This window comes from Ruegeria sp. F5, from assembly GCF_056533845.1.
The window spans coordinates 418,370-431,515 of record NZ_JBQFOU010000001.1; the positions used below are offsets into that span (position 1 = coordinate 418,370).

At 60.6% G+C, this 13,146-nt stretch carries 12 protein-coding genes; 8 read left to right on the forward strand and 4 right to left on the reverse strand.

What is annotated here, in order from left to right; all coding sequences use genetic code 11:
• The first annotated feature begins 75 nt into the window (after positions 1-75).
• Together ACR0K1_RS01795 and ACR0K1_RS01800 are read left to right on the forward strand one after the other, a co-directional pair.
• A complete protein-coding gene (locus tag ACR0K1_RS01795; protein ID WP_480848423.1) occupies positions 76-1,020 on the forward strand; it encodes a hypothetical protein in 945 nt (314 codons plus the stop codon).
• A 106-nt stretch (positions 1,021-1,126) separates the two neighbouring features.
• Positions 1,127-1,582: a hypothetical protein gene (locus ACR0K1_RS01800; protein ID WP_480611440.1), complete on the forward strand. Its 456-nt coding sequence runs from the start codon at positions 1,127-1,129 to the stop codon at positions 1,580-1,582.
• 41 nt (positions 1,583-1,623) lie between these two features.
• Here the strand turns inward: ACR0K1_RS01800 and ACR0K1_RS01805 are convergent, their stop codons facing one another.
• From ACR0K1_RS01805 to ACR0K1_RS01815, 3 genes are all read right to left on the reverse strand, one after another.
• Positions 1,624-2,091 carry a nuclear transport factor 2 family protein gene (locus ACR0K1_RS01805; RefSeq protein ID WP_480848425.1) on the reverse strand — a complete coding sequence of 156 codons (468 nt, stop codon included), beginning with the start codon at positions 2,089-2,091 and terminating at the stop codon, positions 1,624-1,626.
• A 24-nt stretch (positions 2,092-2,115) separates the two neighbouring features.
• Positions 2,116-4,173: a 2Fe-2S iron-sulfur cluster-binding protein gene (locus ACR0K1_RS01810; RefSeq protein WP_480848427.1), complete on the reverse strand. Its 2,058-nt coding sequence runs from the start codon at positions 4,171-4,173 to the stop codon at positions 2,116-2,118.
• A gap of 80 nt (positions 4,174-4,253) precedes the next feature.
• Positions 4,254-4,877, reverse strand: a complete 624-nt coding sequence (locus tag ACR0K1_RS01815) for a glutathione S-transferase family protein (RefSeq protein WP_480611434.1) — start codon at positions 4,875-4,877, stop codon at positions 4,254-4,256.
• A 117-nt stretch (positions 4,878-4,994) separates the two neighbouring features.
• Between ACR0K1_RS01815 and ACR0K1_RS01820 the strand changes: the two genes are divergently transcribed.
• Positions 4,995-5,882 (forward strand): LysR family transcriptional regulator, encoded by an 888-nt coding sequence (locus ACR0K1_RS01820; protein WP_480611432.1) that lies wholly within the window; start codon positions 4,995-4,997, stop codon positions 5,880-5,882.
• A 4-nt stretch (positions 5,883-5,886) separates the two neighbouring features.
• Here the strand turns inward: ACR0K1_RS01820 and ACR0K1_RS01825 are convergent, their stop codons facing one another.
• Positions 5,887-7,203, reverse strand: coding sequence for a tetratricopeptide repeat protein (locus ACR0K1_RS01825; protein ID WP_480848430.1), 1,317 nt, complete (start codon positions 7,201-7,203; stop codon positions 5,887-5,889).
• Positions 7,204-7,324: 121 nt separating this feature from the next.
• Between ACR0K1_RS01825 and ACR0K1_RS01830 the strand changes: the two genes are divergently transcribed.
• From ACR0K1_RS01830 to ACR0K1_RS01850, 5 genes are all read left to right on the forward strand, one after another.
• The gene (locus tag ACR0K1_RS01830) at positions 7,325-7,615 is read left to right on the forward strand and encodes a hypothetical protein (RefSeq protein ID WP_480848432.1); all 291 of its coding nucleotides are present in this window, start codon (positions 7,325-7,327) and stop codon (positions 7,613-7,615) included.
• Positions 7,605-9,242: a sulfatase-like hydrolase/transferase gene (locus ACR0K1_RS01835; protein WP_480848434.1), complete on the forward strand. Its 1,638-nt coding sequence runs from the start codon at positions 7,605-7,607 to the stop codon at positions 9,240-9,242. The genes ACR0K1_RS01830 and ACR0K1_RS01835 overlap by 11 nt, the downstream gene beginning before the upstream one ends.
• 82 nt (positions 9,243-9,324) lie before the next feature.
• Positions 9,325-10,992 (forward strand): sulfatase-like hydrolase/transferase, encoded by a 1,668-nt coding sequence (locus tag ACR0K1_RS01840; protein ID WP_480611424.1) that lies wholly within the window; start codon positions 9,325-9,327, stop codon positions 10,990-10,992.
• Between the two features lie 46 nt (positions 10,993-11,038).
• Positions 11,039-12,274 carry a DUF3179 domain-containing (seleno)protein gene (locus tag ACR0K1_RS01845; protein WP_480611422.1) on the forward strand — a complete coding sequence of 412 codons (1,236 nt, stop codon included), beginning with the start codon at positions 11,039-11,041 and terminating at the stop codon, positions 12,272-12,274.
• Between the two features lie 73 nt (positions 12,275-12,347).
• Positions 12,348-13,091, forward strand: coding sequence for an outer membrane protein (locus ACR0K1_RS01850; protein WP_480848437.1), 744 nt, complete (start codon positions 12,348-12,350; stop codon positions 13,089-13,091).
• Positions 13,092-13,146: the final 55 nt, after the last annotated feature.

Sequence of the window (13,146 nt, forward strand, 5' to 3'; positions counted from 1 at the left end):
TGAACACCCAGCATTCGCGCCAAAGCCCCGAACGCGGTATGATGCCCCGGTGAACAAAGTTCAGGGGGATGGGATATGCAAACCTCAATAATCCGGCGCGGTGTCGATTTGGCAGCCGCACTTGGCCTGACAGTTTTCATTTCTGCGGTCCCGGCCTCGGCTGATCAAACCGACGCGGCGGCGGCAATTGAGACCTTCGACAAGGCTATGCTGTCGATCTTCCATCGCGGTCAGGACCAACTGACCGAAGCGACGCGGCCTGTCATGGTCATTGCGCGCGACGTCACAGTGATCTCGGAAGAAGGTGAGGCCAGCTATACCAGAAACGCGCCGCTCTATCAGAACCTGAAAGCCACGTCGCACGTCCTGCTGGGAATTATCGGCGCGGTCACGCCCTGGCCCGAGGATGCGGCGGATAAAGACCGCTGGAAAAAGGAATTTTCCGAGATTTCGACCCAGATCGACACGCTGCTTCCTGCGCTCGACGGCCTCGGTCTGTCCCCGGAGTTGCTGACCAGCCAGCAACAGATGCTGGACACCGCCCGCAGCTTCGTCAGCGACGCCCTGTCCAAGGACCAGATCACGCGCGAGGCGGTCACCAAAGCCATCAACGATATGCGTCCGATCTGGGCCGAAAACATGCGCCAGACCGCGCAGGCCGAGCTGACGGCGCTGCACAAGGCGGTCTCGGACGCGCGGGCGGCCATGGGCAAGGACGATTGGGACAAGATGTATATTCTGCACCACGGCGGATCGAGCGTGAAGAACGTCAACGTGGTCCGGCTGTATCTGGAACGCGTGATGCCCGAAAAAGTCGCCGCCGGACAGGTGCTGTTTGCCGAAAACGCACACGGGACGGACGCGCTGGCGAAACACGCGGGCTATGTCCGCATGCAGCGGCTTGTCGGTCAATGGGCCTTTGGCGACCCCGCGCGGATGGAGGTCGATCTGCTGGGCTACGAGGCCGGAGCCATTCTGGACGAGATGATCCCCGCCCTGCCGCCGCTGCCTTCCGACTGAACAGGCTGGCCGTGAAGCGCAGATGAACTTTCCTTTATTATCAGCCCCGGCAATGGCAATCCCCTGCTCCGCTTCCAACATCTATGGAAAGGAAACGGAGGAAATCATGACCAGAGCCAAATTGTTCGGTGCCGCCGCCCTGGCCAGCACCCTTGCCCTTTCGACCAACGCCTTTGCCGACACAACGCCCGACCTGACCGGCGTCTGGAGCGGCAGCCACACCGTGGTCGGCCTGCCCAACGAACACAGCGACGGCGCCCCGCGATTCAATGAATCCGAATGGGTGCTTGAGATCAAGCAACAGCAGGACAACGTGTTCTGGGGCACCAGCAAATGGAGCCGCGCCAGCTCGGATCACTGGGGCGAAGCGCAGGTGACCGGCACGTTTAGCCAAGACGGGTCCGGCACCATCGCCATGATTGAGACCCGGACCGACCCCGAGCGTCAGGTGAACGGGTTGATCGACGCCAGGATCGAGGACGGCAAGATCTACGCCGATTTCCGCAGCCTGCGCAGCGGGATCGCCTATAGCACCGTGCTGGAACGCGCTGACGGTGTTTGATCGGCTAAAGTGGGAACGGCGCGCGCCGTTCCCCGCCCCAGTTACAGACCCAGATCCGACAGGCCCGGATGATCATCCGGGCGTCGCCCCTGCGGCCAGCGAAACAGGCGGTCCTCTTCCCGAATGGGCAGATCGTTGATGCTGGCATGGCGGTTCTGCATCAGGCCGTCGGGGGCAAATTCCCAGTTCTCGTTGCCGTAGGACCGGAACCAGTTGCCGCTGTCATCGCGCCATTCATAAGCATAGCGCACCGCAATCCGGTTCTCGGTGAACGCCCAGAGTTCCTTGATCAGCCGGTATTCATTCTCGCGGATCCACTTGCCGGTCAGAAAGGCCTCGGCCTCCTGCCGGTTGGTCACGAAATGCACGCGGTTGCGCCATTTGGTGTCCAGCGTATAGGCTCTGGCCACTTTGGCCGCATCACGGCTGTTCCAGCCATCCTCGGCCAGCCGCACCTTTTCGATTGCAGTCTCACGGGTGAAGGGCGACAGCGGGGGACGGGTTTCCATGTCGATGTTCCTTTTTGAAGGGTCTCAGAGGTCGAGTTTCAAATCATCGGTCCCTTCGGCGGGAACGGCGCAGCACAGCAGAACGTCATCCTTGGAATGGTCCGCTGTAGGTTGTGTCCGATACGCAACCTTTCCCGCGATCCGGCGCGTCAGACAGCTGCCACAGGACCCGCCCCGGCAGGAAAACGGCGGGTTCAGGCCCTGTGCCTCGGCCACTTCCAACAGCGTGGCGCCGCCTGCTTTCCATTGCGCGACCTTGCCGGAGGCCGCGAATGTTACCGTCGCCGATTGCGCCTCGGGCTCGGGCACGAATTTCTGTGTCTCGCTCTCCAAGCGCCGCTTCAGCGCGGCCGGGCCAAAGCTTTCGGCGAAAATCCGGGCGTCCCGCACCCCAAGCCCCAGCAACATGTCATAGACCGCTTGCATGAACCCGGGCGGACCGCAGAGGTAGAAATCGTAATCATCCAAGGCCAGCGTCTGACGGATCAATTCCGGGCTGATACGCCCTTTTTCATAGAAATCCACGCCTTGTCGGTCGCCCGCTTCTGGCTGTCCAATGACAGAAAGATAACGGATGCGGCCCTCACTAAGCTCCTCCGCCCGGTTCAGCTCGCCGTGAAAGGCACGCTGGCCGGTTGTTTGCGCGGCGTAGAACACCGTCAGCGGTCGCAGGTTCTGCGGATCGTTCAGCACATGGCGCACCATCGAGATCATCGGGGTGATCCCGACACCACCGGCGATCAGGACGGCAGGCCGCGCGGAACTTGCGTCGAGAACAAACCGCCCCTTCGGCGCTTTGACCTCAATGCGGCCCCCAACCGCAAGCCTTTCATGCACATGGTTCGAAACAACACCTTCGGGCTCACGCTTGACCGAGATGCGATATCCGTCATCGCCCGGAGCCGAGGAAACGGTATAGGTCCGGGTCAAAGGCGGGTGGCCGTCGGGCTGCACCCGGATGGTCAGGAACTGGCCCGGTTCGAAGGATGGCAGCGGCAGATCGTCCGTGGGCTCGAAGGTGAAAGACCGGATGGTCTCGCTTTCATCCTGAATTGCAGCAACACGAACCGACCGCCACGCGGATTGCCGCTTTTCAGCCTGCACGCGCGCCTCGGAACTTTGCCAATCATCGGCCATCAGGCTGTTGGGCGAATAATCCTGCAACTCGCCGCGAAACGGCAAAGCGTCGATCAGGCGCAACCCGTGGTCCAGTTCGAACCGCCATCCCCGATCCGCGCCGTGAAACGCGGCAAAATCGGGGTGGTTTTCATCCAGCACCTCGACCGTTCCTGTCAGCATCAGCAGATCACCGGTCTGGTAGTCGGGAAACAATAGCCCGGCGCGGGGGGTCAGAAGGAAATTTCCCAGCGTGTTGAAGAAGTTGTTTCCGGCAAAATCCGGGACCAGCAGGCTGTTGCCGTCCACTTTGACAAAACCCGAGCGCCCGCCGCGATGCGAGACATCGACCCCGCTGGCAAAGGCTTGCGCGGGTGTATGGGCGTGGCTTGCAACATAAAACGAATTGGCGGTGGCAATGGCTTTTTGCGCGGCCTTGTCCAATTGCGCCAACCGCTCGGTCCGCGCGGGCTGCCGCGCGTGAGGGTCACGGATAAACCGAATATCGTGGGTCTGAATGTATTGCGGGCAATTGCCAAAAGACTGCACGACATCCAGCGCAAACCCCGTCTCTGTCACTTCGCCCACAATCGCGTTCACCCGATTGCGCCGTCGCGTGGGCAGTTCGATCCCCAGCGCACCAATCGGGGCCCCGGCTTTGAGCGCGGCCCCAAGCGGATCGTCCGCAGCGGGAATTGCATTCACGGTCAACCGCCTGTCGGTCGGCGCGCCTATGAAACCCGGCTTGCCCGGCAACATCGAGGCCCACGGCCAGCCCTCCTCATCCACGCTGCCCAGAACGATGAACGGAATTTGCTCGAAAAACGCGCGGTGCTGGTCGGGCATGAAGGGGCGAATGACCGCGCGGCCCAGCTTTTCCATATCCAAGCGCTTACCGACCCGGCTTTGCATCGCCTGTTCACCCTTGTGAAATACTGAGATGTCTTTCGGTATCGGCGCGTTCATGGCGGGCCTCTTGCGGCAAAAGGGAATGTGCCAGCCGCGACCTTGCGGCTGGTCAGTGTTTAACGATCTCTTCGATGGTGTCAGGCGGCATTCAGGCCGGCTGCGGTTTTGGGCATCGGAACAAAGCCGTCCAACGCTTCGATATTGGCCAGCAGGCGGCGGACATTCGGATAGGGCTCAAGCGACACGTCGCCTTCGGGCGCGTGGGCCGTGTAGCTGTAGATTGCGACATCGGCGATGGTCGGCGCGTCCCCCACAAGCCAGTCGCGCCCGTTCAGATGCGCCTCGAGCTTGCCCAGCACTTTGGCCGCCGTCGTATGCGTAAACGCCTTGTCCAGCGGCGCGTTGAACACATTGATCAGCCGGGCGGCGGCGGGGCCAAAGGTGATCTCTCCGGCGGCGAGGGTCAGGAATTTCTGAACCTCGGCCTCGAGCACAGGATCGCTTGGCAGATAGGCCGGCGCGTATTTCCGGGCCAGATAGACGAGGATCGCGTTGCTGTCGGACACGACCACGTCGCCGTCTTCCAGAACGGGCACCTGCCCGGCCGGGTTCAGGGCCAGAAAATCGTCCTGTTTATGCGCGCCGCCGGTCAGATCGACATTGATCACCTGATGGTCGATCCCGGCCAGGTTGGCGAACAGGACAGCGCGGTGCGCGTGGCCGGACAGCGGAAAACTGTGAATGCGGATGGCGTTGGACATCTGTTGGTTCCCTTTGCAAGTGTGGAGGTCGGTCTTTCACTGGATCCCAACTTAGCTTGCCCAGATACCGGCGATAATATACCATTTCATTCAATGACTATGAACAATGTGTAGATAATGGACACGATCACCGGAATGCGCACCTTTGCCGCCGTGGCCGCCCATGCCTCGTTCACCGAAGGGGCGCGGCAGGTTGGGATCAGCACCAAGCTTGCCAGCAAATATGTCGGTCAGCTAGAGGAACGGCTGAACGCGCAGCTCTTCCATCGCACCACGCGCAGCGTCACCCTGACCGATACTGGCAAATCCTATTTCGAACGCTGCCTGCCCCTGCTGGAACAGTTCGACGAGTTGGAGGGGCTGGTGCAGCAAAAGCAGGCCGATCTGGCGGGCCGCATTCGGATCACCGCCCCCACGGGCTATGGCTCGGCCCAACTGGTGCATCTGCTGAAACCCTTTCAGGAGGCGCATCCAAAGGTCTCGGTCGAACTGCATTTGTCGGACCACCATGTCTCGTTGGTGGATGAAGGGTTCGATCTGGCGATCCGCTTCGGCGCTCTGAAGGATTCGACCCTAGTGGCCCGCAAACTGACGGATATGCGGATCGTCTACTGTGCCTCACCTGAGTATCTGGCCCGGTTCAGTACACCCGAAACCCCAGCGGATTTGACCGGGCACAACTGCCTGCTGCAAGCCACCGGCAACAATGTGGATCAGTGGGGATTCAGGGGGCCGGACGGCACATACACCATCACAGTGGCAGGAAATTTCCGCGCCAACTCGCCCCGCGCCGTGGCCAATATGGCCGCCGATGGTCTGGGCGTGGGCCGCGTGCCGCTTTACACCGCGCAACCGTTTCTGGACGCAGGTAGCCTGCAGCTGCTGTTTCAGGCGCAAGAGGCCAATGTGGTGGGGCTCTACGCGGCCTATCCGCCGAACCGCCACCTGACCGCGCGGATACGGGCGCTGATTGATCATCTGGTGGCTGAGCTGAGGCACAAATAGCGGCTCACCCCTCATCCCCTTCTCCGGGACCGGACCATCCCGCAGCTTTCATTGCCTCAATCAGTTCCTGTACCGGCTGCGGATCGGCAAACACGCGGGACTTCACCGCCGCGATTGGAAAGTCCGGCCAGGTGTCCATGTAGACCCGCGCAAGGCGGCGCGCCTCGGCCTGTTCGCCGTTTCGCCAATGCGCCGCCATCAGGTAAGCGGCCGAGATCGGGCCAAACGGGCCACCATCGGAAATCGTCTTTTCGAATGTTCGGATCGCGGCCGGGTCATCCCCGGTGTGGAACCGGGCCGCCCCTACCGCGTTGTCGAACACCAGCCGGCCACTGCCCCGGGCCAGTTTCCCATAATGCTCGGATTGGGCCAGAACCCGCTCGAAATTCGATGTGTACAGCGAGATCAGCGCGTCGAATTCGGCAATATGCGGGTCGTCAGGCGCCAGATCGACCGCGCGCCGGGACAAAGACACCGCGCTGTCATGGTTGTCCACCCCGAACTCGAACCAGGCGCGCGCAGCAAGCGACCACGGCGCGTCCGGTGCCAGTTCCAGCGCGTACGCGCTGTTCCGGTCCGCCGACTGCATCAACTCGGCTGACACGGGCAATCCCGATTGCAGAATGGCGAGCATGGTTTCGACCTGTGCAACACCGGCATGACCACCGAAATAAAGCGGGTCCCGCTCGACCGCCGTCTGGAACATCAGCAAGGCGGGCTGAAGCCGTGCCAGATCGGTGACGGGAAAGATCAGGTCCCGCCCGGCATCGGCAAGGTTCATCGCCTCGACCCGCGCGGGGGACACATCGAAGATGGCTGTTATCCCGCTTTCGGGGTCTTCGGGCGGTACAGTGCGACCGATCAGAACCCCACCGATTGCCCCGACAACAACAAGCGCCAGACCTGCGGCGACGACCATCCACTTATTCATTGTGGTCTTGGTGTGACCGCCCTTTGGCAAAAACTCCGGCGCGTAGCTGCCCACAGGCAGTGAGATCACCAAATCCTCGGCGGCACCCTTCCCGTCGTAATAGGCATCCAGTTTCCGCCGGACCCGGCCCGCATCCACGCGGATAACGCCTTCGCGTTTCGAAATGTCATCCGCATCATAGCCATACACATCCATCGCGATGGTCTTGGCGCGTATCTCGTCAGACCGCCCCGCAAGCGCCTCGGTCACGACATAGGTCAGAAACGCGCGCATCCGGGCCGAGCCCTTGAACTCATCCGAGTTCAGGACCTTTTCCAGCGCTGCGCGAATCTGATCCGATGAGAAGACCTGCGCGGCGGGCTGTGCGTGGGTATGTGTCGTGGCCGTCAAAACTATCCATTCACATGAAGGACTTGGCACCCTGATGCTACGGTAGCATGCGGCGATAAACGTTCAACACATATTCTGATGGATGCAGGCTTGGCGGGCAAAACTGCAAAAAGCGCAGGCCATGACCGATGACGAATTCTTTGAGTCACAGTTTCCGGGGGCGGTTCCGCTTTTGCGGCACTTGCGGGCCAGGGACAGCGAGTTCGAACGGATGTGTCAGGACTACAAGGCGGTATTTGCCGAACTGGCACCACCGCCAAAACCGCAGACGGTGCCACAGATGCGGTATCTGGCGGATCTGGCAGAAAGCCTTACGGATTTGCGCGGCAGTATTGATGCCCGGCTGCAGGCGCACCGCGCTGACTTGGGGATTAATGGGCCGACGATTTGGGGGGGTTACCATGAGACTTAGACATATTTTGCCAATGCTGATGATCGGAACCGGGTCCGCATATGCTCAGGACAACCCGATCATTCATGACGGAGAGTTTGAGTTCCTGCGCGCGCAGTACGGCGAGGCCTGGGACGCACAAGACATTGAAATCGAAGCCAGGCTGGCTGACATCCGCGCGGCCAATGACGGAAAGCCGCCCAACATCCTCTACATTCTGATTGATGACGTCAGCTTCGGTCAGATGGGCAGCCGCAAGATGAATTATGTCATGGGCATCGAAACGCCCAGCATCAACCAACTGGCCACCGAAGGCCTGTCGCTGATGCGGATGTATACCGAGCCGTCCTGCACCCCGACCCGCACCGCCATGCTGACCGGGCGGCACCCGATCCGGGCCGGTGTGGAAGAGGTCAAAGTCGCTCTGGTGGGCGAGGGCCTGCCCGCCAGCGAAGTGACATTGCCCGAAATCCTGAAACAGGTGGGCTACAACACCGTCCATGTCGGCAAGTGGCATCAGGGCGATATCGAGGAAGCCTACCCCCACAATCAGGGCTTCGACTGGGCCGCCTTTCCGCTGCACCAACAAGTTCAGCTGAGCCTCATGACCCCCGAGGCGATGCGCTCGAACACCATGCTGGGCTATGTGCCCGAAGGCCAAAGCGATCAGTTTCTGATGGACGAGCGCTTCAAGCCCTACGGCCTTGTAACAGGTGTCGAGGCCGAGGCCGGAGGGCAAGCGCGCGAGGTGGACATGGCCGCCGGAGAGGTCTGGACACAGGCCAAATACGAAGACATGAACGCGCGTTATCAGCGGCAGGCGCTGGAGCAGCTGGAACGGGTTGCCGCGGAAGAGGCCCCGTTCTTTCTGCAATACTGGCCGCTTTATCCGCTGAACTTCGTCTATCCGGATCAGGCGATCTCGGGCAATGGCGGGTTCCACGCCGACAAGCTGCAATTGCTGGACGGATGGATCGGCGACCTTCTGGCCAAGCTCGAGGATACCGGTCAGGCGGACATTACAATCGTGGTCCTGATGGCCGATAACGGGTTGATGTATCACTACGAAGGCACATCGGGCCTGAACCAGCTGATCTATCGCGGCGGCAAGACCCAGCATCTGGAGGGCGGCGTGCGCACCGATGCCTTCATCCGCTGGCCCGGCGTGATCGAACCCGACAGCGCCGCAGGCGACATCTTCCACGTGTCCGATATCTACACCACCCTGGCGCGGATCGCCGGGGCAACGGATCACATCCCGCGCGATCGGGTCATTGACGGCGTCGACCAGACAGCCCTGTTGCTGAACGGCGAAGGCAACGGGCGGCGCGATTATGTCTATGTCTACGAAGGCCCGGTGTTGCGGTCGGTCGTCAAGCAAGAATTCAAGATGCACCTGCCCGCGCCCGGACAACCCGGCGCTGCGGCCCCGACCTATAACATCTATCGCGACCCGCGCGAGAAACATCCTCTGGTCGGCTACTCGCTCTGGGCCGGGGCGTCCTTTCAGGACATGATCAAGCGCCATCAAAAGATGATCGCCAAGTACCCGCACACTGAGATCGGCAAGGGCGTGCCCTATGAAGGCATCGAAAATCTGCGCCCGGAATCCCAGTTGGCACGGGATACTTTCATGAGTTGGCAATAAAATGGGAATTTCACTAATTGTTTGAATATAATGATGTTATAATTCGAATGATGCACGAAATTTCAGACCTGGGGGATACGGTATGAAACGACCATGGCATTTGGTTTTGTGTGCGGGCATCGCGGTGCCTGATGCATACGCACAGGACAACCCGATCCAACACGATGCAGAGTTCTACATTCTGCAGGCGCAACACGCCGAGCAATGGGCGCAGGACGACGCAGACGTTGACGCCGCACTAGCCGCCTTTCGCGATGGCAATGACGGCAATCCGCCCAACATCGTCAGCGTTCTGATCGACGATATGGGCTTTGGCGATATGGGCATACCCGAGCTCAATGCGGTCCGGGGCTACCAGACGCCCAACATCAACGATTTCTCGGATCAGGCGCTGCGTATGGTTCGGATGTATACCGAACCCTCGTGCACGCCGACGCGGGTGGCGCAAATGACCGGCCGCCTGCCCGTGCGGATGGGGATGGGTGACACCACCGTCGACATCGCGGGCTTCGGCCTGCCCGATGCCGAGGTCACGCTGGCCGAGGTTCTGAAACAGGCAGGCTATGCCACCAGCCATGTCGGCAAGTGGCACATGGGGGATATCGCCGAAAGCTGGGCGATGAATCAGGGCTTTGATTACGCGCAGCACGCCATCCACCAGCAGGGGCAACTGACGATCTTCAACGACGATGCGATCAGGGAGCAGGTCTCGGTCGCGATCCGGGATTACGACGACAAATACACTTTGGACGGTTGGTTCAGGCCGGATGCCTCGGCAATGATGACGGTGATCGAAGGCGAGACCGGCGGCCCGATCCGCGAAATCCGCATGGAATCCGGCGAGCGCTGGAATGCCGCCAAATATGACGAGATGAACCAGGCCTTTCAGGACAAAACGCTTGAGGAACTGGAGCGCCTTGCAGCCGGTAACGAACCTTTCTTCCTGCAATACTGGCCAATGATCCCGCTGGACAACACCCGCGCCGGGCGGGACGGGCCGGAAAGTGCCAATGGCGGGCTTTATGTGGACAAGATGCAGCTATTGGATCAGTGGCTGGGCGATTTGTTTGCGCGCATGAATGAACTTGGCCTCAGCGACAACACCATCGTTGTCGTGATGGGCGACAACGGGCATTTCACCAAATACGCGCCGCAATCCGGGTTTACCCCGTTGATTTACGCAGGCGGCAAAGGCGACACGACCGAGGGCGGCGTGCGGGTCGATGCCTTCATCCGCTGGCCCGGCATGATCGAGGCCGACGGGCTGCTGAACAGTATCATTCACGTCTCGGACCTGTACACCACGCTCTCGCGCTTTGCCGGGGCGGATGGGTTCATCCCAAGGGATCGTCTGGTCGATGGCGTGGACCAGTCGGCGGCACTGCTGTTTGCGGATGAATCCAAGGCGCGGCGCGATCACGTGATCATCTACTCGGTCGCCAAACCCGAGGCGATCGTTAAAGATCAGCTCAAGCTGAAACTGCCGGGGCCGGGCGAAAGCGCAATATTGGCAAAATTCTTCGATCTTTATCGCGACACCCGCGAAGAATATTCGGTTTCAACCGAAGTCGGATCCTGGGGCGGGCAGGAATTCGTACGCATTCTGGGCCGCCACAAAGCGCGGAAAGAGAAGTACCCGGATACTCCACCCGCCTATGGCATGCCTTATGAAGGGATCGAAAACATCCGCCCCGAGACGCAGCAAGCGGTCGAGGCGTTCATGACCAAACGGGGTGCACCGCAGCAATAACCCAAGGCGCTGCGCGCAGGACACCACCGAATTCGAGGATCACAGCATGGTTGGAAGCATATTCTTCGCACTGGGACTGATCGTTTCGCTGGGCATCGGGTTCGTCTATTTCCGCGATCTGGGCGATGTCTCGCAAATGCTGCTGAAGGTGAAGCGCGAGAATATGGTGCGGTTCATCCGCAACGAATACCGCCTGATCGGGGTTGGCCTTGGCGCTTTTGCAGTGGCCACGCTGGCGCATTTTCTGTTGGGCGGCGGGCCGTTCTGGCTGTGGCTGACGGCGGCCATTCTGGTTCTATTTCTGTACGGGTTCCCTTACGTCTGGGTGCATCTGGGCCTTCGGAACCAGCTTAATGACGCGCAGTTTTTCCCGTTAGACGAAGCGCAGAAATATGTCGGCCCCACCGCGCCGGTCATCGTGATGGAAAACAACGGCCATGCCCGCGCCCACCCGGATGCCCAGATCATGCGCCCGCATCTGGCCGGGGATGCGGATGGCTTGGGCGGCGAAGACGTTGTCATGACCTATTGCGCGATGGCCAATCTGGGCCAGGGCTATTCCCCAAGGATCGAAGGCAAGCGCCTGAACCTGGAAGTTCTGGCCCAGCACGGCAACAACCTGATCCTGCGCGACAACGAAACCGGCGAGCCGATCCAGCACATCTATGGCTTCCGCGAGGCGGACCGCGCGCCCGATACCGACGGCCCCGCCTGCCCGCTGCGCCCCGAAGCGCAGATGACACCCTGGCCCACTTTTCGGATGACCTTCCGGGGGTTCCGCAAGGCCTATCCCGATGGCGAGGTGTTTCTGAACAAACCCTCGTCAAACCCCCTGCTGCGCCTGCTGGACATGATAACCGAGATCACATTTGGCTGGGGCATCGGCCGCCAGCATCAGGAAGACGCCCCGGTGATGGACAATATGGACCGGTCCGATGATCGCCTGCCGAACAAAACCTATGTCTGGGGCATCACCATCGGCCAAGATGCCGCCTGCTGGACGGATGATTTCATTGTCGAAAACGACTGGGTCGTGAATGCCAATGTCGGCGGGCGCGATGTGGTTGTCAGCCTGGACCCAAAATATGAAAGCCTTGGCGTCTGGTACAATGACAGCGGCCAGCCAGTCACCCGCTGCGATTTCTGGGGGCACTCGGATCAGGGGCAGCTTCAGCGCGTCGAAACCCTGCGCGCGGGCGTGTTCTGGCATGTCTGGGCCGAGTTTTTTCCCAACACCGACATCAACCGCATCAGCGCCGGTGCCACGGAGGCCGCAGCGTGAAGGATAAACTTCAAAGACAATTTGCGTTTGCGGCCAAGACAGAGACGACCAGATAACGAGCGGGAGGGACAGAATGGCTTGGACAACAAAAGGAAGCATCGCAGCGGCGCTTCTCTCAATGGCCGCCAGCACGGCCCTGGCCCAGCAGTCCGATTGGTCTTACGAGGCGACTATCTACCTGTTCACGCCGGAAACTGATGTCTCGCTGGCCACCCCGATGGGCACGTTGGACGGCACGCTCAGCTTCTCCGACGCACTGGAGAACCTTGATCTGGCCTTCATGGGCGCGTTTTCGGCCTCCAACGGGCGCTGGTCCCTGTTGGCCGATTACAATTACACGGACCTTTCGTTCAGCAACGACACGCCCGGCCCGGCGAGTTCCGGGATCAGAACGTCCCTGACCACCCAATTCTTCAGCGGGTATCTCGGCTACCGGGTGTATCAGACGCCGACAACCAATGTGGACGTGGCCGCCGGGTTCCGCTGGTTCAGAACCGAGACGGATTTTGACGTTCTGCCCGGGACAGCACCCGGCCGGTCGGTTTCCGTGGATGAAAGCTGGACCGATCCGGTGATCGGCCTTAGGGCGCGGGTCGTTTTGTCTGACAGATGGTCCGGCACCGGCTTCGTGGATTACGGCGGCTTCAGCGGTGACAGCGAAACCTGGCAGGTGTTGCTGACCGCGGACTACGCGATCAACGAGCGGTGGCTGATCCGGGGCGGCTATCGCTATATCTCATTCGATCACGAAATAGACGGCAACGACTTCAAATTCGATCAGTCAGGCCCGGTTATCGGGGCCACCTACCGGTTCTAGGAGAGCAGTGGACCGGATGCGATTGACTTAACACAGCACCAACGGGTGCAGTCAC